Below are 25445 nucleotides of genomic sequence, written 5' to 3'. Positions count from 1 at the left end.
TGTCCTCCTCCTGACCGCGCAGGAGTGGGCGTCCGGCTCTTCTGCGGTGCGGGACGATCAGTCCGGTGCCCAGGTAGGCGCCGTCTGCGATGACCGTTGTCCCGGCCGCGATGGCGGGCAGGTCCGATTCTCGCCAGGCGTGGGCGTCGGCCCTGTTCCCGGGGACAGGGCGGGCTGAGGCGATCACCAGGCGGCTGTCCGCATCGATGATGACCTGCACGTTCGCCGAGAACCGATAGTTACGGGATGACGCGGCGACCCTGCGATCGCGGACCGGGACCAGGGTCCCGTCCACGATCCACAACCGTTCGACATCCGCGACGGGCCGCGGCGCCGGCTCCAGCGCGAGAAGCGGCCTAAGGCGATGGACGACCCGGCAGACGGTGGCTGGGGAGATCCCGAACAGCGGGGCGAGCTGGCGCATCGTGAGGTTGGTCCGGTAGTAGACGGCCACCGGGAGGACCCGGTCCGCCAGTGGCAGGCACCATGGGCGCCCTCCCCCGGGACCGTTTCCTCCCCGCTCCCGTACTACTTTCACCAACTTCTCGAACCGGCCCATACGCAAGCCGGTGAACGTCTCCACCCACAACGGCTCAGCCCGCAACACCCCACCCATACAAGAGGAATGCCCTATCCCAGACGTTCTGCAACAACCTTTAGTTGTTGCTGGCCATGATGTCGGTGACGCCCCACGTCGATTTGACCTTCGAGTTGGTTGAAGCCCAATGATGGCGAGGTGCCAAATTCTGAACTGATGCCAATCGGGGTCTTTGCCCAGCGCAGTGGTCTGACCTCCAGCGCGTTGCGGTTCTACGCCGACTCCGGGCTGCTGGCCCCTGCCGAAGTGGATGCGATCTCGGGCTACCGCTACTACGGCGCCGACCAGATGGCACGGGCAACCGCGCTGCGTCAGCTCCGTGAGATCGCCATGCCCCTCGCTGCGGTCGAGGCAGTCCTCGACGCCCGGGCCGACGAGGCAGCGCGGCTGCTCGACGAGCATGTTGCCAAACTTGTCGATGATGCGGCGACGGCACGGCAGAAGGCTGCTGTCATCAAGTCCGCGCTCGGCGGCAGCGTTCCCGGTGTGCTGATCGCCATGCTGAAGGGGCCCGTACTTGCGGATGCGGTGGAGCAGGTCCTGACCGCGACCGCGCACGAGCCGGGGTTGGCGGTGCTGTCCGGCTTGCACATCGAGGCGAGTCATGAGGCGATCGCCCTGACGGCGACCGACCGGTATCGGCTCTCCACCCGTACCCTGGTGCCAGCGCGGCCGGCGAAGCAGACGTGGGTCGGCACCATCGACGGCGATGACCTGCGGGCCGCTGTCGCCACGGTCCGGCGCAGTACGCTGGTCCGTATCGAAGCGGTGCCTCACGGGCTCTGGCTGCGTATGCCTGAGCGGGATGACCAGCACTGCAGGTTGCTGTCCGAGGACTTCCCTGATCACCGGCTGGTGCTCGCCTCCCTGGGCGAGATCAGCACCCGCGCGACAGTCCCGAAGGACCTCCTGCTGCGTGCCCTGGAAGAATACCCCGGCGAACACATCGCGCTGCACTTTTCCGATCACGGAGTGTACGTCCGGCCCTCGAACGACGAGGACCCCGGTGTTGAGCTCCCCGGCAGCGTGACGGGCGGGGCTCTGCAGATCCGCTTCGAGATGACCACGCTCTATCCCGCAGTGAGCACAGCCATCGGTCCTGACGTGATGCTCGACCTGAGGGGACACGACGGGCCCGTCACGATCCGCTCCGCGGACCGCGGCGATCTCACCACCCTGGCCATGCCCGTGAAGTACGACCACTCAACCTGAGAACGACAGCGAGGAACACGTCATGTCTACTGCACCCGCCGGCCCCGACCCGACGATGGAAGCCATCGGCCAGGCCGTTACCGAAGGCCGAACGGGCAACACTCTCTCAGCCCGTCAGAAGCTTCTGAATCTATGGTCGGCGATCGGTGTCACAGGCGACCCGCTGCATCGTTGCTCACTCGCCCACTACTTGGCAGATCTCTACGAAGATCCGGCCCAGGCCCTCGCCTGGGACGTCCGGGCCCTGGACGCTGCGGACGCCGTGACCGAGCAGCGCGTCCAGGAGCACCACGCCAGCCTCCACATCGCCGGGTTCTACCCCTCCCTCCACCTCAATCTGGCCGACAACTACCGCCGACTCGGGTCCTTCGATGCGGCCACGGAGCACATCAACGCGGCCGGTGAGCACGCCCCCAGCCTCCCTCAGGACGCATATGGCACCTTCCTGCGCGACGCCCTTGATGAGGTGGCAGAGGCCATCTCCCGGCGGGACACCACCAAGCGGCCCTCCGCGCCTGGCCCCACTACATGACTACCGAAACGCGCCTCTCACCGTCGAGGGACGCCGTCGGCTGGTCGAGCGTTGCCGGACGAGACCGATTGCGCATGTCGCAGCCGGGATGACGGTGTCCCGGGCGTGCGCTTCGAAGTGGTCAATCGATTCCGGAACCACGGGCACTCGGACTGGAAGACCGCTCGCCCACGCCACACCACCAGCCGACCGCGACCACGCGCGAAGTCCCAAGGCACAGCCTTGGTTTTCGCTGGAGGCCCGAAGAATCTGCGACCGCCGTCTTGCCCGCCGACGAGGTGCGCTGCACGGGCTCCTTGCGCGAGATAATGCGGAGGTGACTCCTACCGACTCACTGGCAACCGCCCCAGAGATACGCGCCCACCTCCTTGAAGTGTTCAACCGTGCGCTCCGCTCCTCTGGAGAGTTCGGGGGCGAGGTTGCACTACACCTTTTGATCAGGCACCTTCTTTTCGTGGAACGTAGGACCGAGGCTGTCTTCGCCGAGCAACGGCGCGTCTGGAAGGACAGCGGGGCATTCAGGCCCAACGGTGTGACGGGGTTCTACAGGGAGTTGATTCCCGAGCTGGATTGCAAGGACGCAATGGCGTCGGTGTATGCGGAGTTCGCGCAGCGATGTGGCTGGTTGCAGTCGGACCGGCTCCTCACCGCCGATGCGTACGAAGCCCTGAAGGGTTCGGTTCGGCAGTGGGCCGGAGAGGACCGCACGTGGGCGGACGTGACGGCGATGTTCGGTGACCCCTCCGTGCTGTTTGGAGGGACCAACCCCCTGTACGGGAAGACGCTTGGCTATCTCAGCGAGGATATGGGGCAGCCGATGGTGGTCTTCCACTTGTGGCACGGCAGCGCTCGAGGAAGCGCTGCTTGGCCGCCGGAGCACGAGCAGCCTCTGCTTCTTGCCGTGCGATTCGGTGAAGGACCATTCCGCCAGTCCTTCACCTTCACCCCGGAAGGAGAGCGAAGGAGGCTTGAGACGGTCCATCCGTTGCAGGTCGAATGATCTTGGAATCCCCGGCCACCGTCTGCCGGGTCATCCATCGCCTGCGGCCGCTTTTCGCGGTCGAGCCGGCGCCGCGGCCCGTCGCGGACGTCGAACGGTTGTGGATCGTCGACGGAACCCTCGTCCCGGCCCGCGACCGCGGGGTCGCCGCGTCCTCCCGTAACTCTCGATGCTCGGCGAACATGCAGGTCATCATCGACGCGGACAGCCGCCTGGTGATCGCCTCCGCCCGCCCCGTCCCCGGGAACAAGGCTGACGCCCACCCTGGCGAGAATCGGACCTTCCCGCCATCGCGGGCCGGGACAACGGTCATCACAGACGCCTACCTGGGGACCGGACTGACCGTCCCGCACCGCAGAAGAGCCGGACGCCCGCTCCTGCGCGGCCAGGAGGAGGACAACGCCGAACACCGACGTGTCCGCGCCCGCGTCGAGCACACCTTCACCCGGACAACGGCGGTGGGCACGTTCTGGACGGACAGGCTGGTCCCCCTCGCCAATGGTGCCGACCCGCTCCACTTCGCGCACGTCTTCTCTCTTGGCGCGTCAGGACCAGTCTTCGCTGCACCAGCGCAGTGACCGAGTCAGAAGCGGAGCGGGCAGGACCACCCGCTGATCTTTAGTTATCCTTCGTGGGAAGCCGTCGCCGCCCCTCCGGGGTGAAGGTGAAGGTCCGGCGGAAAGGTCCCGTTCCGAAGCGCACTGCGAGCAGCAGGGGTTCCGCATGCTCGGGTGGCCATGACTGTTCGGCTTCCGGTGTACTGCCGTTCCAGAGATGGAAGGACACCATCGGCTCCTCCGGGTTCTCAGTGAGGTAGCCGAGGGTCTTGCCGTACAAGGGGTTGGTCCCGCCGAACAGCATGGATGGGGGACCGAACTTGTCGACGACGTCTGCCCAAACCCGGTCCTCGCCCGCCCACTGGCGGACCTCGCCCTGCAGCGCTGCATATTCGTCGGAGTCCAGCACACGGTCGGACTTGAGCCAGCCGCGACTGTGAGCAAACTCGGCATAGACCGAGGCCATGCCGTACTCGTAGTAGTTGTCCGGGATCAGATCGCGAAACGCGCCCGCAACGCCGATGCTGGACCAGGCGCCGCGCTCTTCCCACACGCGCTGCTGCTCGGCGAATGCCTCGGGCTGGCACTCCACGAACAGCAAGTGATCTATCAGCATGCGCAAGGCCAGCTCTTTCCCGAACATTCCGGGGCGACGCAGGGCATGGTTCAACTTATCGATGAGATACGCGCGAATCTCTTCGGAGGCTGCAAGCGATCTGGAAGTAGGCACCCCACAGTCTCTTACACATGCTGCAGGATCGCATAACTTTCGTTCCACCGGCCCTTTGCGGGACAGCCCTTGGCTTGCTTTCCTCTCCGCGCTGGAGAAGACGAGCCGATGGGTTCAGAAAGGTCAGCCTGGACCATTCTTGCGCAGAGCCGACAACCTAGATCCGGCCATTCGCGGGCCGGCATCGGGGAACTACCAGGCGCGGCCGACGTTTCTGCTCATCAGCACGGGACGGTGAAGTCGGGTGATGACGTGGGCTCTTGGTCAGCACCGGCCAGCGCAGGAGTCAGCAACGCCAAATCCCCCTGAACTACGCGTCCCGGACGGCCCGCGTCCCGACCACCATCGTGCCCCTGAACCGCCCCTCCGTGAGTCGGCATGGGGGCCACAGGGATAGCCCGCCCTCGAACTATGTCGCCCCGCCACATGTGCCCCTGAACTGGCCCTTCCTACGGTATGGCGACACGGAAACGTCCCCGCCAACTGTCCGGAAGTGGTATCCATGGCAGCACCGACCACCGCTCCCCCACCACCGTCCAACCTCCGCCGCGTCGTCGCCGCGAGCCTCGTCGGGACCACGGTGGAGTGGTACGACTTCTTCCTCTACGGCTCCGCCGCCGCACTGGTCTTCAACAAACTGTTCTTCCCCGGGTCCGACCCGCTCGTCGGTACGCTCCTCTCCTTCCTCACCTACGCCGTGGGCTTCGCCGCGCGCCCCATCGGGGCCCTGGTGTTCGGGCACTACGGCGACCGGCTCGGGCGCAAGAAGCTGCTGGTGCTGAGCCTGCTGATGATGGGCGGCGCGACCTTCGCGATAGGCCTCCTGCCGACGCACGCCACCATCGGTTCCGCCGCCCCCGTCCTGCTCACCGTCCTGCGGCTGGTGCAGGGGTTCGCCCTCGGCGGCGAGTGGGGCGGGGCCGTGCTGCTCGTGTCGGAGCACGGCGACGCGAAACGGCGCGGGTTCTGGGCGTCCTGGCCCCAGACGGGCGCGCCCGCGGGCCAGTTGCTCGCGACCGGGGTGCTCTCCGCGCTCACGGCGCTCATGTCCGAGTCCGCCTTCGAGGCGTGGGGCTGGCGGATACCCTTCCTCCTCTCCGGGGTGCTCGTGATCCTGGGTCTGTGGATTCGTCTCTCTGTCGATGAATCCCCTGTCTTCAAGGCGGCCCTGGCCCAGGCCGAGCAGCGCAAGGCGGCGGCCGCACCCGCCGAGAAGATGCCTCTGGTCGCGGTTCTGCGGCATCACTGGCGCGATGTCCTGATCGCCATGGGCGCGCGGATGGCGGAGAACATCAGCTACTACGTCATCACCGCGTTCATCCTGGTGTACGCGACGACGTCCGCGGACCTGAGCAAACAGACGGCGCTGAACGCCGTGCTCGTCGCGTCCGCCGTGCACTTCGCGGTGATCCCGTTGTGGGGGGCACTGTCCGACCGGGTGGGGCGAAGGCCGGTCTATCTGGTCGGTGCCATCGGTGTGGGGCTCTGGATGTTCCCGTTCTTCGCGCTGATCGACAGCAGGAGTTTCGGGAGTCTGCTGCTGGCCGTCACCGTGGGACTGATCTTCCACGGCGCCATGTACGCGCCGCAGGCGGCCTTCTTCGCCGAGATGTTCGCGACGCGGATGCGCTACTCGGGCGCGTCGATCGGCGCCCAGTTCTCGTCGGTCGCCGCGGGAGCCCCCGCGCCCCTCATCGCCACGGCTCTGCTCGCCGACTTCGGGAGCTCGACGCCGATCTCGCTGTACGTCATCGCCGCCGCGCTCCTCACCGTGCTGGCGATCGTCTGCGCGAAGGAGACCAGGAGCCGGGACCTCGCCGACATCGAGCCGGACGCCGGCCGGCGGGCCGCGGACACCGCGACGCCGGCGGCCGACGCCCGTAGCGTCTGACCCGGCCGTGCCGAAGGGCCCGTCTCCGCCGTGAGCCGGGGAGCCGGGCCCGTCAGTCCTCGGGAGTCCGCTCGAACCAGGTGGGGCCGTCCGTGAGGGACTGCTTGATCCGGAAAATGGAGAACTCGCTCAGCGGCGGCAGCGCGTCGACGTCGAACCAAGCGACTTCCAGCGACTCGTCGTCGTTCACCCGCGCCTCACCGCCGGTGGCCCGGCACCGGAAGGTGATGTCGACATACTGACAGCGGTCGCCGTTGGCGTACTGCACCGGCTTCAGCGCCTGGGTGAGCACCACCCGCTCCGCGACGCAGCGCACCGCCGTCTCCTCGTACACCTCGCGCTCCGCGGTCGCCGCCGGCTCCTCGCCCGGCTCGCCGATCCCGCCGATGACCGACCACTTGCCGGTGTCCGACCGCCGGCCGAGCAGCACCCGGCCCCGGTCGTCGAAGACGACGGCGGTGACTCCCGGGAGCAGGAGCAGCTGGTGGCCGGCGGTGGCGCGGATGTCGCGGATGAAGTCAGGAGTAGCCATGCGGCCGAGCCTACGTGGCGGCCGGAACGTCCTCCGGACCGGCCGACCGGTCCTGCCGCTGCTTCCTCGCGCGCACCGAACGGGCGGTCGCCCAGCCGAGACCGGCGACCGCGAGCAGTGCCAGGACGGCTTCGGGCAGGGTCCCCAGACGGGTCGCCGGGGTGAGTGAGGACCGCAGCGGCACCTCGTCGACCAGGGCGTCCGGGGTGAACATCTCCGTCTTCTCCACGATCGTGCCGTCCGGCCGGATCACCGCGCTGACGCCGCTGGTGACGGGCACGACGACGGACCGCCCGTGCTCGACCGCCCGCACCTGGCTCATCGCCAGCTGCTGGTAGGTCATCTCGCTGCGCCCGAAGGTCGCGTTGTTGCTCGGTACGGCGATCAGCTGTCCGCCGTTCTTGACGGTGTCGCGTACGGCGTCGTCGAACGCCGCCTCGTAGCAGGTCACGAGCCCGACCTTGGTGCCCGCCAGGTCGAACACGCCGACCTCGCTGCCGGGGCCGAAGTCCCGCTGCACCCGGTCGACGTCCTTGCTGAAGATCCGTGCCACCGACCTCATCGGCATGTACTCGCCGAACGGCTGGATGTGCCGCTTGTCGTAGGTGTCCACCGGTCCGCTCTCCGGGTCCCACTCGATCAGGGTGTTGCGGAGCGGTCCGGTGTCCGGGGTGAGGACGGCGCCGATGACGGTGGGGGCGCCGATGGCGCGCACGGCCCGGTCGATGGCCTCGCGGGCGTCGGCGTTGCGGTAGGGGTCGAGGTCGGACGAGTTCTCCGGCCACAGCACGAAGTCCGGCTGCGGCACCTTGCCCGCCTTCACGTCCCGCGCGAGCTGTTCCGTGCGTTCCGCGTGGTTGTCCAGGACGGCCCGGCGCTGGGAGTTGAAGTCGAGCCCCAGGCGCGGCACGTTGCCCTGGACCGCCGCGACCGTGGCGGTGCCGTCCTCGGGCGAGTCGTCCACGAGCGGGAGGGCCGCCAGGGCGGCGGCGACCGGGGCGGCCACGGTGACGGCCGCGGCGACGACGGCGGAGCGGGCCACCGTGCCGTCGGCCCGGTAGCGGCGGACCTGCCGGACGGCCTCCAGGAGCCCGAAGCCGCACAGTACGACGGCGAACGTGAGCAGGGGGGTCCCGCCCAGCGCGGCGAGCGGCAGGAACGCGCTGTCGGCCTGACCGAAGGCGATCTTGCCCCAGGGGAAGCCACCGAACGGGACTCGGGCGCGGAGCGCCTCGTCCAGGGTCCACACGCCCGCTGCCCAGACGGGCCAGTACGGGAGCCGGGAGACCGCAGCGATCCCGACGCAGCCGACGGCGATGAACAGGGCCTCCGCCAGCGCGAGCGCGAGCCAGGGTACGGGGCCGACCTCCTCCCCCGTCCAGTGGAGCAGGGGCAGCATGAAGCCGAGGCCCGCGAGGAGGCCGAGGCCCAGTGCCGCACGCAGCCGCCGGGCGGTCAGGACCCATCCCAGCAGGGCGAAGCCGGGCAGCACCAGCCACCAGAGCGGCCGGGGCGGGAAGCTCGCGTAGAGCAGCACACCGGACAGCACGGCGGCGGCGGGCCGGACGAGCCGCGGCCACAGCTTCCTGCTGCGGGACGCGGGGGCGGGCGGCGGTTCGGCGGTGGTGATGGTGGCGCTCACCTGCCGGAGTCTACGGTGGGCGGCTGTGAGGGCGGCAGCCGCTCCTGCCGTCCCGGGCCCCGGCCGGGCTCAGCTTCCGGGGGGCTTTCCGGGGGCCGTCAGGTGCAGGCGGTCCCGGATGAATCGTACGGCGGCCTCCGCGTCGTCCACCGTGACGGTGAACGTCATGCCGTCCCCCAGCCGGAGCACCAGCGCCTCCCCCCGGCGCACGACCACGGCCGTGCCCTGCTCGGGGCGCCAGCGGTAACCCCAGCCGCCCCACTGGCGTGGGGTGACCCTCGGGACGAAGTCCGCGCCCACCACCTGGGTGAGGAGGATCCGGCGCCTGGGCAGTCCGGCGTGGCCGCAGCGCACCTCCAGGGCGTCGCCGTCGACCTTCACGGCCACGTGGACGAAGGCGAGCGTCCCGAAGAGGATCAGGAGCCCCGCGGCGACACAGCCGATGACGGACATGAGCAGCGGGGCGAATCCGCCGTGCCAGGCCGAGTCGACCGCGAGTTCGATGCCGAGCGCCAGACATGCCGCGCCGATGGCCGCGAGCAGCCACTGGAAGCGATTGGTGGCCCGTCCCGTCCAGACCGTGCTCGGGGCCTGGCTCGAACCGTGCCGCGTGTTACCGGGGTGGTCCGTCATGCCAAGCAGCGTACCCACGTTCCGCGCCGCGGGGAGGGGCGTGCGTCGGGCGGGGCGCTCAGAGCGCGGGGGTGACGGCCTTGAGCAGCAGGCCCTCGGCGTAGGCCAGAGCGGGTTCGGGCAGGTCGGCCGCGTGTCCGGAAAGGAGGACGGCGAGAGTGCCGACCGGTTCGGCCGACGGGGCGGGCACCGCCCCGACACGGCGGAGCGCCTGCGCGGCCACCGCGTCGGCGGAGCCGTGGAGCACGAGGGGGGCGCGGCCGGGCCGGGTGCTCTCGACGGCGGCGCGAATGCGTTCGGCCACCAGTTCGTAGTGGGTGCAGCCCAGGACGACGTCCGTCACCCCGGCGGGGGTGAGGGCAGCGGCAGCGGCCACCGCGCGGTCGATCGCCTCCTCGTCGGCGTGCTCCACCGCGTCGGCGAGGCCCGGGCAGGGTACTTCGGTCACGTCCACGGAGCGGGCGAATTCGTTGATCAGCCCACGCTGGTAAGGGCTCCCGGTGGTCGCCGGTGTGGCCCAGATCGCGAAGGGCCCACCGCCCGCGGCGGCCGGCTTGATCGCGGGCACCGTGCCGATGACCGGCAGTCCGGGCTCCAGTTCGGCCCGAAGGGCGGGCAGGGCGTGGACGGAGGCGGTGTTGCACGCGACGATCAGGGCGTCCGGCCGGTGGGCGGCCGCCGCGCGGGCCACGGCGAGCGCGCGCCGGGTCACGTCCTCGGGCGTACGGGGCCCCCAGGGCATCGAACCGGGATCCGACGACACCACCAGATCGGCGTCGGGCCGCAGCCGGCGTACCGCGGCCGCTGCCGCGAGCAGGCCGATTCCCGAGTCCATGAGTGCGATCTTCACCCGGTCACCATAGTCGACAGCCCTTGCGGCACCGCCGGAGTGGGGCACACTTCGACGGATGAGTGCCGTTGCCTGGACCGCCGTGGGTTCGCTGACCGTGTGGATGTGGCTGTTGCTCGGCCAGGGCTTCTTCTGGCGGACCGACCAGCGGCTGCCGTCGCGCGCGGACCCGGCGCGCTGGCCCTCGGTGGCCGTGGTCGTACCCGCGAGGGACGAGGCCGAGGTCCTGCCGATGAGTCTGCCGTCGCTGCTCGCCCAGGACTATCCGGGTGAGGCGGAGGTCTTCCTGGTCGACGACTGCAGCGGTGACGGTACGGGCGGGCTCGCCCGGGCGCTGTCCGAGCGGTACGGCGGGCTGCCGCTGACCGTGGTGACGCCCGGTGAGCCGGAACCGGGGTGGACGGGCAAGCTCTGGGCCCTGCGGCACGGGATGGAGCTGGCCCGGCGGCGGAAGCCCGAGTTCCTGCTGCTGACGGACGCCGACATCGCCCATGAACCGGACAGCCTGCGGGAGCTCGTCGCCGCGGCCGGGAGCCAGGACGGTTTCGACCTGGTCTCGCAGATGGCCAGGCTGCGGGTGACGAGCACCTGGGAGCGGCTGGTCGTGCCGGCCTTCGTCTACTTCTTCGGGCAGCTGTACCCGTTCCGCCGGGTGAACGGCAAGGGGTCGCGGACGGCCGCGGCGGCCGGCGGCTGCGTACTGCTGCGGGCCGGAGCCGTCGAGCGGGCGCGGATCCCGGAGTCCATCCGTTCGGCGGTGATCGACGATGTGTCGCTGGCGCGCGCCGTGCGCCGCGGCGGGGGCCGCATCTGGCTGGGGCTCGCCGACCGGGTGGACAGCGTGCGGCCCTATCCCCGGCTGGCGGACCTGTGGCACATGGTCGCGCGCAGTGCGTACGCGCAGCTGCGGCACAGCCCCGCACTGCTGGCGGGCACGGTCCTGGGCCTGGGCCTGGTCTATGTCGCGCCGCCCGTCACGCTGGCGGCGGGGCTGCTGACTGGCGATCCGGTGGCAGCGGCGGCGGGCGGGGCGGCCTGGGCGGTGATGGCGGGGACCTACATGCCCATGCTCGGGTACTACCGGCAGTCGCTGTGGCTGGCACCGCTGCTGCCCTTCACCGCGGTCCTCTACCTCCTGATGACGGTGGACTCCGCGGTGCGGCACTACCGGGGGCTCGGCGCGGCCTGGAAGGGGCGTACGTACGCCCGCCCCGAGGCCGCGCCGGAGCCCTGATCGCGGCGGCCGGGGCGGGTCACTTGCGCCCGGGTGTCCAGTTCATGCCCCACCCGTAGGCGGCGTCGATGGTCCGCTGGGGGCTGACACCGCGCTGGGGGACGAGGTAGCGGGCCTCGCGCTGCACGGTGAGGTCTCCCCCGTCGCTGGTGATCAGCGCAAGGGCACACACCGTGGAGGGCACGGTGCATTCGTCGAGGGAGAAGTCGATCGCCGCGCCGTTCTGCGGCTGGAGCGTGACCGTGGCGTGCAGGTCGGCGAAGCTCCGGGCGCCTTCGTAGACCGTGACGAAGATCAGGACGCGGCGCAGCCGGTCCTTGTGGTCGAGGTTGACCGTGAGGTTCTCGCCGGACGAGACCGCGCCCGTACGGTCGTCCCCGTCCAGGAGGATGTAGGGCGGCTGCCGGAGGGAGCCGAAGGCGTTTCCCAGCGCCTGCACGACTCCCTTGCTGCCGTCCGTGAGCTCGTACAGTGCGCAGAGATCGAGGTCCAGGTCCGCGTGCATGGCGACGGCCCTGCCGAGCTTGGCGCCCCAGCCCTTGAACTGCTTGCGCACTTCCCAGTTGAGATTGACGCGCAGCGCTCCGGATGTGCCGCCCTGTTTCGACAGCGACACCGTGGGGGCTTCCTTGGTCAGCGTGACCTTGGTCAGCCGCACAGCGGGCGGGGCGGGCGGCGGCGTGGGGGCGGCAGGACGGGCGGGCTGCTCGGGAGCCCTCTGCGGCTGCCGGGACGGGGGCGCCTGCTGCGGCTGCCGGGGCGAGGGCGCCTGCTGCGGTTCGTCGACGGAGATACCGAAGTCCGTCGCGAGGCCCGCGAGTCCGGTGTCGTATCCCTGTCCTACGGCCCGGAACTTCCACGCGCCCTGGCGCAGGTAGAGCTCACCGAGGATGAACGCGGTCTCGACGGTCGCGTCCGCGCTCTCGAAGCGCGCGATCTCGGAGCCGTCGGCCGGGTTCACGATCCGCACGTAGAGGCCGGTCACCCGTCCGAACGTGCCGCCGTCTGCCGAGGCAGCGATCACGACGCGGTCGATCGCCGGCTCCATGCGCGAGAAATCCACGGCGAGGCTTTCCGTGACGGCGCCCGCCGACGTCTGCTTGCCTTCGTGGCGCACCGCTCCGGACGCGTGCTCCGGCTGGTTGTAGAAGACGAAGTCCGCGTCGCTGCGGACCTTGCCGGACACGAGAAGGAGTGCCGAGGCGTCCACGTCCGGTGTCCCGGGTGACGTACGCCGGCCCAGTTCGACCCGTACGGTCCGGGCCGGCACCGCGACATTGGTTCCCTTTTGCATGGTCATGCTCGCCCCCATCACGAGTCCGGCTGCCCGGAGAGTCTCCCGCCAACCTAATCCCCGGACCTGCGGGGAGCCCACACCTGGACGGGAGTCACCGATGTGCCGAGGACGCGAGCATCGGCAGCGAGAGCGTGCCGGCCAGGGCCTCCTGCCCGGAGATGTTCACGTGGACACCGTCGCCGGTGTCGTAGGACGGGTTGATGGCGTTCGGTTCCACCGGGTCCTTGAGGACCTGGTCGAAGCCCATGATGCCGTCGCAGGTGCCACTGCAGTCGTTCCGGTTCAGGACGAACGAGTTGACGGTGTGGCGGACCCTGTTGTGCTCGTCGGTGTAGCCGGGGCGGGGGGTCACCGGTGTGACGTACACCTTGATGCCGGCCTCGTGCAGCCGTCGGAAGGTGTCACGGTAGCTCGCCAGCACCTGCTGGGCGTCGCATCCGGCGGGCAGGTCGTTGGTGCCGTAGTAGTAGAGGACCCCGGTGACTCCGTGGAGGGCCAGGACGTCCCTCTCCAGGCGTGCCCCAGCGTCCAGACCGCGCAGGGGTCCCGCGAGCTTCGGGCAGTCGGGGGCGCTGGTGGTGCCGTTGACGCCGGCGTTGGCCACCGCGAGCCGGCCCGTGGGGGGCAGCTCCGTGTTGATCCGCCGTGCGAGGTCGTCGGTCCACCGGCGGTTGGCGCCGAGTCGTGTGCAGCCGGGGCCGCAGTCGGTGGACCCGACCCCGTCGACCACGGAGCTGCCGTAGGCGACGAGGCTGCCCTTCAGGCGCGGGTTGTGCACGTCCACGGCGGTGACCAGGTAGGTGGACTCGGTCGTCTCCGTGTAGGCGGCGGGACCCGTGTCGCGGGTGTGGTCCCCGGTGCCGGGAGCGGTCAGGTAGTTGGTACGGAACGCGGTCCCGTGCCGGCCGGGGACGACGGTGCCGGAGACGGACAGGGAGACCGCGATGTCCGTCCGGGCGCGGGTCCTCAGGGCCGTGGCGTCACTCCAGAGCTCACCGCCGGCGGGGATGACTGCCTCCGGCCGACCGTCGAAGGTGACGGGCCGTGGGCGCCCTCGCGTGGCAGCGCTCCTGCCGTCCGTGAGTCCCACGGTGGCGGCGTCCACCGTGAGGGGGGTCGTACCGAATGTGTTCTGGATCCGGATGCGGAGCGCGTCACCCCCCTGGCTGAGGTGGCTGATCATGCGGACGGTCTGGTCATGCAAGGGCGTGGGGGCGAGGTCGTGCTGCGAGTTCGCCCAGGACGTGAACCAGCCACGCGTGCCGGCCTGTTGCCCGGACGCGGTGTCACCCACTGCGTTCGTGGTGGGTGCCGAGACGGTGAGCGCCGCGGCCATCGCGGTGGCGGCCAACGCGATCGAGGTACGTCTGCCCTGCGGGGCCCGGAGGCGGCGGGCTCGGGCGAGGAAGGACTGGATCAACGGCTTGCCTTTCCGTGCGGAGAGAGGAGGGGTTCGTGTGCCGGTGTCCTCCGGCCGCGCTCCGGCGGGAGGTTCAGGGGCCCGTGCGCTTACGCCCGTCCGTGCCCGGGCCTCACGCCCGAAGAGCCCGCTTCATGATCTTGCCAAGGTCGTTACGGGGGAGCTCGGACAGGTAGCGCACGGTCCGCGGACGCTTGTGCGGGGCGAGCTGAGCGGCGACGTGACCGGCCAGCTCGGCCAGGCCGGGGCGGTGCCGGGGGTCCTCCGGCACGATCCACGCCACGATCCGCTCGCCGAGGTCGGCGTCCGGCTCGCCCGTCACAGCAGCGTCCCTCACGCCGGGGTACTCCATCAGCGCGTTCTCGATCTCACCCGCCCCGATCTTGTAGCCGCCGCTCTTGATGAGGTCCGTCGCCTTACGGCCGACGATGCGGACGTAGCCGTCCGGATCGAGCACCGCCATGTCTCCCGTGCGGAACCACCCGTCCGCGGTGAACGCCTCGGCGGTGGCTTCGGGCCGGTTGAGGTACTCCGTGAAGAGGTTCGGGCCCCGCACCTGGATCTCGCCCACGACGTCCGGGCCCGTGCCGGCCGGTGCGCCCTCCTCGTCGACGACCCTCAGCTCGACCCCGCGCAAGGGCACTCCGACGGTTCCGGCCCGAGGCTCGCCGTCCGCGCGCACGCTGGTGTTCATCAGGGTCTCCGTCATCCCGTAGCGCTCGATGACGGTCCGGCCCGTCGCCTGCGCGATCCGTTCGTGGTCACGCGCCGGAAGCGCCGCCGATCCCGACACGAGCAGGCGCGCACCGGACAGCGCCCGGGCGAGCGCGGGGTCGCCCGGCGCCGTGGAGAGGACCTCGGCGATGCGGTGGTACATGGTCGGGACCCCGAACAGCATCGTGGCCCCGGCGTTCAGCTCCCGTGCCACCCCCTCGGTGCTGAACCGCCCGAGGTGGCGCACCGATCCCCCGCGCCGCAGGGGCCCGAGGATGCCGAGGATGAGCCCGTGCACGTGGAAGAGCGGCAGCGCGTGCACCAGTACGTCCTCGGCGTCCCACCCCCAGGCGTCCTGAAGGGCGTCCAGCGTGCTGGTCAGGGCCCGGCGTGGCAGGACGGCGCCCTTGGGCGGGCCGGTGGTGCCGGAGGTGTAGACGATCAGGGCGGGGTGGTCCGGGCCGGGTTCGGCGGGCACCGCTCCCGTCGGCCCCCCGTGTGCGTCGATGTTCCGGCGGGGCAGTCCGTCCAGCGCGGCGGGGAGCGCGTCGTCCGCTGCGGCCAGGACCAGCGTCGGCGCGCTGTCTGACACGATGTGCGCCAGCTCCCGCTCGCCGGTCCGTGGATTGAGCGGCACCGCGGGCACCCCGGCGAGGAGGGCCGCCACCACACCGACGGCGGTCTCCAGGGTCGGCGTCGCCCAGACCGCGACCCGGCGGGCCGTGCCCAGGGCCGCGGCGAGGGAGCCCGCCGACGCCGCGAGTTCCTCGTACGAGAGGGTGCGGTCCCCGAACCGCAGGGCGGGCCGTGCACTGCGCTCGGCGAGCGCGGGGAACAGTGCCGTGGGGGCATTCACGCGTCGTACTCCGATCGACGGAACGGCGGGAGAGGGAGGGCCGCGGGCGGCGGTCCGCCGGGAGTCATCCGAATCCCGGCACCACCAGGACGAGCCACGCCGCGGCGGGTACCACCGCGACGACGACACCGCCGTAGACCATCAGCTGTCTGAAGAAGCGGTCCCGGTCGACGTCCGGCGCCGCGGCGAGGACGAGTGCGCCGTTGGTCGAGAAGGGGCTGACGTCCACCACGGTCGCCGACACGGCCAGTGCCGCGATCATGCCGATCGCCCCGATCTCTCCCTGTGCGAGGAACGGCACGGCCAGCGGGATCAGCGCCCCCATGATGCCGACCGAGGAGGCGAACGCCGAGACTATCGCGCCGATGTAGCACAGCAGCAGCGCCGCGAGCAGCGGTACGCCGATGCCTCCGACGCCCTCCCCGGCCCACGTGATCGTGCCCATCTCCTCCAGCACGCCGACGTAGGTCAGGACGCCGCAGATGAGCAGCACGGTGGGCCAGGCGATCGCGCCGACCGCCTTGCGGCTGGTGTCCGGCCACGCGGCGCTGATCAGCACGGCGAGTGTGATGGCGGTCAGGCCCGCGTCCAGATCGAAGCCGAGCACGGCGACGACCAGGGCGATCAGCGCGACGAGGGTGGCCGCCCGGGGCGCGTCGAGCCGGGTGGTCTCCTCTTCGGCGGGGGGCCCTGGTGACTCGTCGCCGTCCGTGGCACCGTGCCGGGGGAGTTTCAGGCCGCCGAAGAGCACGAACACCACACCGGCGATGACCAGGTTGGCGGCCAGCGAGGCGAGGAACAGGGCGATCTCGTTGCCCGGCAGGTTCTCGCGCTCCACGATGCCGTTGACGATCGAGCCGTAGATGCTGATCGGGGAGAATCCGCCGCCCTGCGCTCCGTGCACCACCATCGCACCCATCAGCAGCGGGCTGATGCCGTAACGGGCGGCGAAGCTCAGGGCGATCGGGGCGACGATCGCCACCGCCGCGGGACTGACCGCGCCGATCGCCGTCAGCGCCCCGGTGATCACGAACATCACCCAGGGGATCAGGGCGATGCGCCCGCCGACCAGGCGTATGGAGGCGTGCACCAGCCAGTCCGTGGTGCCGTTGGCCCGGGCGATCGCGAACAGATAGGTGACGCCGACCAGGACGACGAAGAGGTCGCCGGGGAACCCGGCGAAGATGCCGTCCGCGTCCAGGTCGGCGACCAGTTCCCCCACCACGAAGGCGGCTGCGAAGGCCAGCGCGCCCATGTTGATCGAGCGGGTGGTGGCGATCACGAAGACCACCACGAGTACGAGGATAGAGATGAGTTCCGCGGACATTGCGGGCTCCTGTCCTGGGCCGACCCTCATTGGTCTGGTGGATGAGCCACTTTGCCTGTTGACGGCACTCAGAGTCCGGGGAGCGGCAACAGCCGTCAAGGGGGTGCGCAGGAATTGGTTCAGCCTCCGGACCACCCGGCGCTGCTACGCTGCCGGTGCCAGGAGGGCGCGGGGGCCTCCGGAACAGGGGCAGGGGATGTCCGACGCACTGCGGCCCATGGGACGTACGCGGCTGTACGAGCAAGTGCTCGACCGGCTGCGCTCGTTCGCCGCCGAGAGCGGTCTGGTGGCCGGCGACAGGCTTCCGCCCGAGCGCGACCTCGCCCAGCGCCTGAGAGTGTCCCGGGCCTCGGTGAAGCAGGCCATCGTCGTCCTCGAGGTGCAGGGGCTCGTCGAGGTGCGGCACGGGGGCGGCACCTACCTCCTCGGGGACGGGCTGGACGCCGAACCCGTCGAGCGGCTCGTCGAGCGCCGGCGCAGACTGCCCGACGTGCTGGAGGCGCGCGAGGCACTGGAGACCAAACTTGCCGAACTCGCGGCGGAACGGCGCACCGAGGAGGATCTGACCGCGCTGCGGGCGTCGCTCGCCCACATGGCCGCGGAGATCGCCGACGGCGGCCACGGCATCGAAGGCGACCGGCGCTTCCACGCCGCGGTGACCGCTGCCGCCCACAGCGCGCTGCTGGCCGATTTCATGCGGTCGATCGCCGACCAGATCACGGAGAGCAGGCACGAGTCCCTGCGCCAGCCGCGGCGGCCCGGCCGCTCCCTGACCCAGCACCAGGCGATCCTCGACGCGATCGAGGAGCGGCGCGGCAAGGCCGCCGCCGCGGCGATGCGGCGCCATGTGCGCACCGTCGCGAAGGTGAGGCTCCTGGACTGGAACCCCGAACCGGACACCACCGACAGGACGTCCTGAACCGGCGCGGGCGAGGGCCGGGCGGGTGCCGCCCCGCGCGGCGCGTGCGTCGCTTCTCGCAGGCCATGAGAAAAGCCCCCGCCGTTCACGGAAGCTTGAGCCGTGTTTCAGCAGGTCAGACGGCCAGAAACAGCGTAAATCGGATAACCGCAGGATTGGGGCTCCCCAACCGGCACATCGTGGGCTTAACTTATGTCTCATGACCTCCCCCCGCTCCACCTACGGCAGCGGCTACTACGCCGCGCCGTCGTTCCCCGACACCCCGATCTACGACTCCCTCGTGGCCGAGCGGGGGACCCCTCAGATCGCACCGATCCGGGTGCCCGCCGCCTACGACACCGGGAACAGCTACCTGCCGGCCCTGCCGTCGGCGCTTCCGGCGCTGCCCGCGGCCCCGTCGCAGCAGACCGGGTCCTACGGCTACCCGCAGCAGGCGCCTCAGCCGCAGTACCAGAACGCCGGGATGCAGCAGGCGCCGATGATGCAGCCCGCGCAGCTGCAGCACGCTCCGGCCCCGTACATCCCGCAGCAGCCGTCGTCGCCCCGCGGATACCAGCAGCAACAGCAGCGGCCCGGCACGGGTTACGAGGCGATGCGTCCCGCGGCGGCCCGGCCCGTGCCCGCTCCCGCGCAGTCGCCGTACGAGGATCCGTACAACCGCCCTTACCAGAGCCGGGGCTACTGACGGACGGCGCCTGCCGTTGTCGGTGACGGGTGTCAGGATGAGCGCATGTTCTCGCCTGTGCTCGGTTCCGTACACATCCACCCGGTCAAGTCGCTGGCTGCCCACGCCGCCGACGAGGCCGTCGTCGAGCCATGGGGACTCGCCGGCGACCGCCGCTGGATGCTGATCGACAGCGCGAGCAGGGTCGTCACACAGCGTCAGCAGCCGCGCATGGCGCAGCTGTCCGCCGAGCCGGTGCCGGGCGGCGGGCTCGTGCTGTCGGCACCCGGGAGCCCGTCCCTGACGGTGGAGGTGCCCGATCCGGCCCGCACGGTCGTCGCGGAGCTCCACCGGAGCAAGGTCACGACGGTGCCGGCCGCTGATGCCGCCCACGCGTGGTTCGGGGCGCGTCTCGGTGCGGAGGTCCGGCTCGTCCATCTCGACGCGCCGTCGCACCGCAGACCCCTCGATCCGGAGTTCGGCCGCCCGGGCGAGACGGTATCGCTCGCCGACGGCTTCCCGCTGCTCCTCACCACGCGTGCCTCGCTGGACGCGCTCAACTCGCTGGTGGCCCAGGGGGATCATCCGGACGAGGGGCCGTTGCCGATGAACCGCTTCCGGCCGAACGTGGTCGTGGACGGCACCGCGCCCTGGGCCGAGGACGACTGGAAACGGATCACGATCGGGGAGGTCGCGTTCCGTGTCGTCAAGCCGTGCGGACGGTGCGTCATCGCGACCACCGACCAGCGGACCGGTGAGCGGGGCAAGGAGCCGTTGCGCACGCTCGCCCGGCACCGCCGGGACGGCAGCTACCTTCTCTTCGGCCGGCTCATGGTCCCGGAGGGCACCGGCGTGATCCGGCCCGGGGACCCGGTGCGGATCCCCGGCTGACCACCGGGCGCACCGGAAGCCGGAGCGGACCGGAACTCGGCGGGGCACGGGGGCCGTTGCCGGCGTGAGGTTGCTCTCTCTTCGCCGTCGGAGGACGCAATCGCCGCCCTCGCGGGTTATCACGGACAGGGAAGGGGGTGCATGACTGTGCGAGCGGTTCTGGGAATCCGGCGGTGGCGGCACAATCCGGTGTGCCGGGCCACCGACCGGCACGAGGCATGGGTGGCGCTGACCGCGCTGCTCCTGATGCTGCTGGCGGCACCGGCCATCGGCTGGAAGGCCGGCGCGCTCACGGACGACGCGCTCCGGCGGACGGTGCGGGCCCAGCACGAGCAACGCCATCCGACCGCGGCCGTCGTGGTCCGCGCGGCCCCGGGCGCTTCCCGCTTCGCCCAGGACCCCGAGGCGGCCGTCGCCGAGGGCTCCCTGCGTACGTCGGTGGTGGCCGACTGGCTCGCCCCGGACGGTACGGCACGTACGGGCACCGTGTCGACGGGGTCCACGGAGACCGCGCCCGGCACCCGGATCCGGATCTGGACGGACGACCGGGGCCGCCCCGCGATGCGTCCCATGGACATGTCCACCGCCCGCACCCACGCGGTGCTCGCAGGCATAGGTGCGACGCTGATCGCGGGCGGTCTGACCGAAACCGCCCGCAGGCTCGTCGTATGGCGCATGATGCAACGGCGGTACACCCGGCTCGACCGCGCGTGGGCCGAAGTCGGCCCCGACTGGGGCAGAACGGGTACGGGCAGCTGACCCCGGGGGCGCAGGTCCCCCGCGTATCCGGCTGACCAGTGGCCCTCGGCGGCCGACCCGTCAACTCGCGCCCGTCACGCGCGCTACGGTGGACCGGCCCGCCCGACTCCTCGGCAGGCGGGCCGGAGGGCTGCCGGCCGACCGGCGGCCCTTGCGGACACGTACGGGGCAGCGCACACGGCACGAGGTGGGGGCACAGCAGCACCATGGCACAGGGCACGGTCCAGGTGACGCACACCGGCACATCGCGATGGCGGCGCCGCACGGGCGAATACGCATCCCTCACCGCAGCCCTGGAGGCCGCAGCGGACGGTGACGTCCTCACCATCGCCCCCGGCACCTACCGGGAGAATCTCGTCGTCCACCGCGCGGTGACGTTGCGCGGACCCGAGGGATCCGCGGGTTCGGTACGGATCGCGCCGGCCGACGGTGTCCCGCTGACCGTCCGCGCCTCCGCCGTCGTCCAGGACCTGCATGTGGAGGGCCAGGACTCGGCCGCCCCGGCGCTGCTCGTCGAGGAGGGCGCCCCCGAACTGTCGGACCTGCGCATCGTGACCAGGTCGGCCGCCGGCATGGAGGTGCGGGGCGCCGCCAGGCCGACCGTGCGCCGCTGCACGGTCGACAACCCGGCGGGCGTGGGCATCGCCGTACTCGACGGCGCCGGGGGCGTGTTCGAGGAGTGCGAGATCGTCTCGGCGGGCCAGTCCGGCGTCTCGGTCCGCGACGGCGCACACCCCCGGCTCGAGCGCTGCCGCGTGCACCACTCGTCGGGCGCGGGGCTGAGCGTGACCGGGGAGGGCAGCGGACTGGAGGCGGTGGGCTGCGAGGTGTACGAGATCAAGGGCAGTGGGGTGCAGGTCTCCTCCCGGGGCACCGCGCACCTCACGGACTGCCGGGTGCACCGCACGTCCGCCGACGGGGTCACCCTGGACACCGACGCGGTCCTCACGCTCGCGGACTGCGACATCCACGACATCCCGGAGAACGCGATCGACCTGCGCTCCCGTTCGGTCCTCACCCTCACCCGCTCCACCGTCCGCAGATTCGGCCGCAACGGTCTCTCGGTCTGGGACCCGGGCACCCGCGTGGACGCCAACCAGTGCGAGATCCACGACAGCACGGGGGACTATCCGGCGGTGTGGGTCAGCGACGGCGCCACGGTGATACTCGACTCGTGCCGTGTCCATGACGTGCCCGACGCCCTCTTCGTCCTCGACCGGGGCTCACGCGCGGACGTCGTGGACAGCGATCTGACCCAGATCCGCAACACGGCGGTCTCGGTGAGCGACGGTGCCACCGCGCAGCTCGACGACTGCCGGATCCGCGAGGCCTCCACCGGAGCGTGGTTCCGGGACCACGGCAGCGGCGGCACACTGAACAACTGCACGATCGACGCGGCGCAGACCGGGGTCATCGTGACCAAGGGCGCCGACCCGACCATCGAGAGGTGCACGGTCACCTCGCCCGCGGAGGCGGGTTTCTATGTCTCCGCGGAGGGCCGGGGCACCTTCGACAGCTGCCGGGTCACGGGGAGCGACGGCTACGGCTTCCACGTGATGGACGGCTGCCGCTCGACCCTGACCCGGTGCCGGACCGAGCGGTGCGCGCGGGGCGGATACGAGTTCGCCGACGGCTCCGGCGGCGACGGCAGCGCCGGTGGTCCGGTGGCGCGGGACTGCACCAGCGACGAGAGCGGCCTGCGCGGCGCCACTCCCCCGCCCCCGCCGGTCCTGACCGCGACGCAGACCACGCCCGGGCTGCTGGGCGCGATGCCCGGGCAGCGGACGGCCGAGCCCCCTGCCGTCCCCGCGGCGCCCGTCGAGCCGGTGCGCGACTCGGGCGCCGTGCTGGGCGAGCTCGACGCGCTGGTGGGGCTCGACAGCGTCAAGCGTGAGGTGCGGGCGCTGACCGACATGATCGAAGTGGGCCGGCGCCGCCGGCTGGCCGGTCTGAAGGCGGCGTCGGTGCGCCGGCACCTGGTCTTCACCGGCTCCCCCGGCACGGGCAAGACGACGGTGGCCCGGCTGTACGGGGAGATCCTGGCCTCGCTCGGTGTCCTGGAGCACGGCCATCTCGTGGAGGTGTCCCGTGTCGATCTGGTCGGCGAGCACATCGGGTCCACCGCCATCCGCACCCAGGAGGCGTTCGACCGCGCGCGCGGCGGGGTCCTGTTCGTCGACGAGGCGTACGCGCTCTCACCCGAGGACTCCGGCCGCGACTTCGGCCGGGAGGCCATCGACACGCTGGTGAAGCTGATGGAGGACCACCGCGACGCCGTGGTGGTGATCGTGGCCGGGTACACGCACGAGATGGAGCGCTTCCTCACCGTCAACCCCGGTGTGGCTTCCCGCTTCTCGCGGACCATCACCTTCAGCGACTACGAGCCCGAAGAACTGCTGCGCATCGTCGAGCAGCAGAGCGACGAGCACGAGTACAGCCTGGCGGAGGGGACGGGGGAAGCGCTGCTCAAGTACTTCACGGCGCTTCCCAAGGGCCCCGCCTTCGGTAACGGCCGGACGGCTCGTCAGACCTTCGAGTCGATGGTGGAGCGGCACGCGGGCCGGGTCGCCCAGCTTCCCGAACCGACCACCGAGGAGCTGACCATGCTCTATCCCGAGGACCTTCCGGCGCTTCCCTGAGCGGTGCTGCCCCGGCCTACCGCGCCCGCCTGCTGGGGTACGACCGGATCGAGCCGTTCCAGGAGCGCGGCACGCTCGACGGCGAAGACCGGGTCGGCCTGGTAGTCCGAGTGCCCCAGGACGGGCTCCGGCAGCGGGTGTTCGGGGGTGCGTCCGTAGACCAGCGGGTCCTTGAGCGGGCCCCGGTCCACTTCGTGGTCCGGCCCCTCGTCGATCCTGACGGGGCCGCCGATCGGGTCCGTCGAACGCCAGAGGTTGCGCCAGCAGTGGACGGACCGGTGCAGCCCTTCGAGGGGGACCCGGCCGAAGTAGGCCGGGAACCAGCGCCCGTACAGGCGCTCGATCGGGGATCCGTAGGTGAGCAGCGCGACCCGGCGCCGGGCGGAGTCGGGGAGCTGCCACACCGCTGCCGCGGCGAGCACACTGCCCTGGGAGTGGCCGGAGATGACGAGCCTGCCCCGGGTGCTCCCCGTCCAGGCGCACATCCGGGACGAGAGGTCCGGGACGGCCCGCTCCGCGTAGCAGGGCGGTGCGAACGGATGGGCGGCACGCGGCCAGAACGTGCCCACGTCCCAGAGGATGCCGATGGTGCGCCGGGCGGAGACGTCACGGTAGGCACGGCGTCCCCAGGTGACGAGGAGTATCACGCCGAAACCGGTCATCCAGGAGCCGGTCGACTGGGCGGTCTCGGCGGCCGACTCGACGAGCGGGCCCGTGCCGTCGGTCGCGAGGCCGGGGACCTCGCCGGTGAGCCAGGAACCGGTCACCGCTCCGGCGCCGAGCAGCAGAGTGGCGGCGGAGAGCAGTCCGAGGATCCCCGGCGCCGAATCGGTGAGCGCGGCGGTTGCCCGGGTGCGGGCGATCTGCCGGGTACGCCCGGGCTCGGGGTGCTTCTCCTCGTACTCCGCCTCGACGGCGGGCCCCAGCCGGCGAGCGCGGCGCACGGTGCGGACGGCCAGCCAGACCACGGGCGGAAGCAGGAGCAGCAGCAGGACCGGGATGACGGAGGCCTGCCAGCTGAGGAGCGCGGGCGGCCCCTCTATGTCCGCGCCCGCACCCATGCCGGGCGTCCCGGGGCCGTCGAGCCAGTCGGCCACGCGTTGGGCGATCCCGCCGGTCATCACCCCGCCGAGCGCACAGGCGAGCATGGCCACCGCCGGTCCGCCGAGACCGTGGAGGGTGGTGCGCGGCTCGGGAGCGCGCCGGTACAGGCTCAGGGCCACCACTGCGAGTACGGAGACGAGCAGCCCCTGGCCCAGAGCGAGCGTGCGGAAGACCGTCTCGCCGGAGAGGGCGCCCGAGGACACCCAGCCGGGGCGCGACCAGCCGGCGTACACGACAGCGCCGAGCAGCAGGGCGAGGGCGGCGCCGGGCAGGAAGGTGGTGACGGCCCGGTCGAGGCGGTTGTCGAGGCGTCGCTCGCTGCGTCCCCGGTGGCAGACCACCGTGACGACGACGATCGCGCACAGGACCAGGACGGTCTCGAACAGGAAGCCGGCGACCGGTGGTACGGGGCTGTCGGCGGATCGGTCGTGCCGCGCAGCCGTGCTGCCGACCGCGGCCGCGACCGTGAGGAGGCCGGCAGCGGTGTGAGCCGCGCGCAGCCGGGCCACCAGCCTGCGTCCGTACCAGAAGCCGGGCCTGCCCATGGCCGGACGGACGACGGGGGCGCCGGCCCGCGCGGCCGCGTCCGTGTCCGCCTCCTCGTCCGTCTCCGCACTGTCCGGTTCGTCCCAGGTCAGGGAGCGCTGTGACTCGTAGGCGCTCCAGGTGCGGTTGGACAGGTACCAGAGGAGTCCCACCAGGGCGGCGGGCACGAGCGCCGCGACGGCGAGGCGGCGTCCGGGCTGGGAGAACCAGCCGTCCTGCCGCGTGGAGAGGAAGCCCAGCCAGGAGCGCTGCACGGAGCACTCGGGCGTCCCCGCGCACTGCCAGGCCACCAGGTCGAGGGCGACCTCGCAGACCGCCGCGGTCAGGAGCACGGTCAGGCTGAGCGCGAGGAGCCGTACCAGCACCCCGTAGAGCCGGACCGTCCGCTTACGCCCCTGGGCGGCGGGCCGCATCCAGTGGGCGAGGTTGACGACCATGAAGGGGAGAAGCAGCAGCCACAGGGCGCGGGAGCCGTTGCCCGAGGTGAGGTTGGACCAGCAGTAGGCCTCCTCGATGGGGCCGTCCCGGTGGCGCTCGGGGTGGTGTTCGGCTCCGACGTCCTCGGTGCGCCGGTGGATGGCGGCCGTGGCGTCACCGGTGATCCTGGTCGTACGCGGGTCGCCGAGCATCTCCTGCGGAGTGGTTCCGCCGACACCGTGGACGAGCAGTTCCAGTGCGACGCCGCCGCTCTGCGCGGCCTCGGCCTGGGGGGCAGGGGGCAATGTCGGTGACTCGCTCTCTGGTCCTTCCGGCTCGCGGCCGGGGGGTGGCTGTTCGTCCGGAACGCGCCGGGCTGATGCGCGGGGGCGAGCTGGGCTGGTGTGCGCGGGGCGAGTTGGCTGATGCGCAGTCACCACCATCGCCGACGGGAGCCGTCCGCCGCACCGGCTCTCACCGA

Annotated in this window: 21 protein-coding genes and 2 pseudogenes; 12 read left to right on the top strand and 11 right to left on the bottom strand. The window is 71.3% G+C overall.

The genetic code is table 11. The features are described 5' to 3' along the window. The coding region (locus AB0P41_RS34935; RefSeq protein WP_365936073.1) for a transposase family protein at nt 1-616 on the bottom strand (616 nt) is incomplete at its 3' end. 120 nt (nt 617-736) lie between these two features. Here AB0P41_RS34935 and AB0P41_RS34930 point away from each other — a divergent pair. From AB0P41_RS34930 to AB0P41_RS34910, 5 genes and pseudogenes are all read left to right on the top strand, one after another. Next, nucleotides 737-1810, top strand: a complete 1074-nt coding sequence (locus AB0P41_RS34930) for a MerR family transcriptional regulator (protein WP_365936074.1) — start codon at nt 737-739, stop codon at nt 1808-1810. Between the two features lie 22 nt (nt 1811-1832). Next, on the top strand, nt 1833-2342 hold the full coding sequence (locus AB0P41_RS34925) for a hypothetical protein (RefSeq protein ID WP_365936072.1): 510 nt from the start codon (nt 1833-1835) through the stop codon (nt 2340-2342). Beyond that, nucleotides 2326-2539 (top strand): annotated as a pseudogene (locus AB0P41_RS34920) (leucine zipper domain-containing protein); the annotation flags it as partial. The gene AB0P41_RS34925 and the pseudogene AB0P41_RS34920, both read left to right, overlap by 17 nt. A gap of 119 nt (nt 2540-2658) precedes the next feature. Next, nucleotides 2659-3342 carry a hypothetical protein gene (locus AB0P41_RS34915; protein ID WP_365936071.1) on the top strand — a complete coding sequence of 228 codons (684 nt, stop codon included), beginning with the start codon at nt 2659-2661 and terminating at the stop codon, nt 3340-3342. Nucleotides 3343-3350: 8 nt separating this feature from the next. Further along, nucleotides 3351-3785, top strand: a pseudogene (locus tag AB0P41_RS34910) (transposase); the annotation flags it as partial. 175 nt (nt 3786-3960) lie between these two features. On the opposite strand, the gene AB0P41_RS34905 reads toward AB0P41_RS34910, so the two are convergent. Continuing rightward, nucleotides 3961-4629 (bottom strand): hypothetical protein, encoded by a 669-nt coding sequence (locus AB0P41_RS34905; RefSeq protein ID WP_356707220.1) that lies wholly within the window; start codon nt 4627-4629, stop codon nt 3961-3963. A 502-nt stretch (nt 4630-5131) separates the two neighbouring features. Here AB0P41_RS34905 and AB0P41_RS34900 point away from each other — a divergent pair. Next, a complete protein-coding gene (locus AB0P41_RS34900) occupies nt 5132-6520 on the top strand; it encodes an MFS transporter (RefSeq protein ID WP_365936070.1) in 1389 nt (462 codons plus the stop codon). 52 nt (nt 6521-6572) lie between these two features. Here the strand turns inward: AB0P41_RS34900 and AB0P41_RS34895 are convergent, their stop codons facing one another. From AB0P41_RS34895 to AB0P41_RS34880, 4 genes are all read right to left on the bottom strand, one after another. Then, a complete protein-coding gene (locus tag AB0P41_RS34895; protein WP_356707222.1) occupies nt 6573-7052 on the bottom strand; it encodes an NUDIX domain-containing protein in 480 nt (159 codons plus the stop codon). A 10-nt stretch (nt 7053-7062) separates the two neighbouring features. Then, the gene (gene lnt, locus AB0P41_RS34890; protein ID WP_356707223.1) at nt 7063-8694 is read right to left on the bottom strand and encodes an apolipoprotein N-acyltransferase; all 1632 of its coding nucleotides are present in this window, start codon (nt 8692-8694) and stop codon (nt 7063-7065) included. 69 nt (nt 8695-8763) lie between these two features. Then, nucleotides 8764-9327, bottom strand: coding sequence for a hypothetical protein (locus AB0P41_RS34885; protein ID WP_356707224.1), 564 nt, complete (start codon nt 9325-9327; stop codon nt 8764-8766). Nucleotides 9328-9385: 58 nt separating this feature from the next. Continuing rightward, nucleotides 9386-10177 carry an aspartate/glutamate racemase family protein gene (locus AB0P41_RS34880; RefSeq protein WP_356707225.1) on the bottom strand — a complete coding sequence of 264 codons (792 nt, stop codon included), beginning with the start codon at nt 10175-10177 and terminating at the stop codon, nt 9386-9388. 58 nt (nt 10178-10235) lie between these two features. On the opposite strand from AB0P41_RS34880, the gene AB0P41_RS34875 reads away from it, so the two are divergent. Continuing rightward, on the top strand, nt 10236-11411 hold the full coding sequence (locus AB0P41_RS34875) for a glycosyltransferase (protein ID WP_365936069.1): 1176 nt from the start codon (nt 10236-10238) through the stop codon (nt 11409-11411). 19 nt (nt 11412-11430) lie between these two features. Here the strand turns inward: AB0P41_RS34875 and AB0P41_RS34870 are convergent, their stop codons facing one another. The 4 genes from AB0P41_RS34870 to AB0P41_RS34855 all read right to left on the bottom strand — a co-directional run bounded on the left by AB0P41_RS34870 (nt 11431) and on the right by AB0P41_RS34855 (nt 17025). Continuing rightward, a complete protein-coding gene (locus AB0P41_RS34870; RefSeq protein ID WP_365936068.1) occupies nt 11431-12723 on the bottom strand; it encodes a TerD family protein in 1293 nt (430 codons plus the stop codon). Nucleotides 12724-12799: 76 nt separating this feature from the next. Then, nucleotides 12800-14128 carry a GDSL-type esterase/lipase family protein gene (locus AB0P41_RS34865; RefSeq protein WP_365936067.1) on the bottom strand — a complete coding sequence of 443 codons (1329 nt, stop codon included), beginning with the start codon at nt 14126-14128 and terminating at the stop codon, nt 12800-12802. A 112-nt stretch (nt 14129-14240) separates the two neighbouring features. After that, complete coding sequence (locus tag AB0P41_RS34860; protein ID WP_356707229.1) at nt 14241-15698, bottom strand: acyl-CoA synthetase; 1458 nt, start codon at nt 15696-15698, stop codon at nt 14241-14243. Nucleotides 15699-15762: 64 nt separating this feature from the next. Next, nucleotides 15763-17025 carry an SLC13 family permease gene (locus tag AB0P41_RS34855; protein ID WP_356707230.1) on the bottom strand — a complete coding sequence of 421 codons (1263 nt, stop codon included), beginning with the start codon at nt 17023-17025 and terminating at the stop codon, nt 15763-15765. Nucleotides 17026-17221: 196 nt separating this feature from the next. On the opposite strand from AB0P41_RS34855, the gene AB0P41_RS34850 reads away from it, so the two are divergent. From AB0P41_RS34850 to AB0P41_RS34830, 5 genes are all read left to right on the top strand, one after another. Continuing rightward, nucleotides 17222-17944, top strand: a complete 723-nt coding sequence (locus AB0P41_RS34850; protein ID WP_356707231.1) for a FadR/GntR family transcriptional regulator — start codon at nt 17222-17224, stop codon at nt 17942-17944. Between the two features lie 199 nt (nt 17945-18143). Continuing rightward, nucleotides 18144-18629 carry a DUF6643 family protein gene (locus AB0P41_RS34845; RefSeq protein ID WP_365936066.1) on the top strand — a complete coding sequence of 162 codons (486 nt, stop codon included), beginning with the start codon at nt 18144-18146 and terminating at the stop codon, nt 18627-18629. Nucleotides 18630-18674: 45 nt separating this feature from the next. After that, nucleotides 18675-19499, top strand: coding sequence for an MOSC N-terminal beta barrel domain-containing protein (locus AB0P41_RS34840; RefSeq protein WP_356707233.1), 825 nt, complete (start codon nt 18675-18677; stop codon nt 19497-19499). A gap of 141 nt (nt 19500-19640) precedes the next feature. Further along, nucleotides 19641-20258, top strand: coding sequence for a hypothetical protein (locus AB0P41_RS34835; protein ID WP_356707234.1), 618 nt, complete (start codon nt 19641-19643; stop codon nt 20256-20258). Nucleotides 20259-20464: 206 nt separating this feature from the next. After that, on the top strand, nt 20465-22897 hold the full coding sequence (locus AB0P41_RS34830) for a right-handed parallel beta-helix repeat-containing protein (RefSeq protein ID WP_356707235.1): 2433 nt from the start codon (nt 20465-20467) through the stop codon (nt 22895-22897). On the opposite strand, the gene AB0P41_RS34825 is transcribed toward AB0P41_RS34830, so the two are convergent. Then, nucleotides 22867-25269 (bottom strand): hypothetical protein, encoded by a 2403-nt coding sequence (locus AB0P41_RS34825; RefSeq protein WP_365936065.1) that lies wholly within the window; start codon nt 25267-25269, stop codon nt 22867-22869. The two genes, AB0P41_RS34830 and AB0P41_RS34825, sit on opposite strands and share 31 nt — an antisense overlap. Between the last annotated feature and the right edge of the window lie 176 nt (nt 25270-25445).

It is taken from the genome of Streptomyces sp. NPDC079167 (assembly GCF_040686735.1).
Lineage (GTDB): Bacteria > Actinomycetota > Actinomycetes > Streptomycetales > Streptomycetaceae > Streptomyces.
This window is presented reverse-complemented; position numbering and strand designations above follow the sequence as displayed.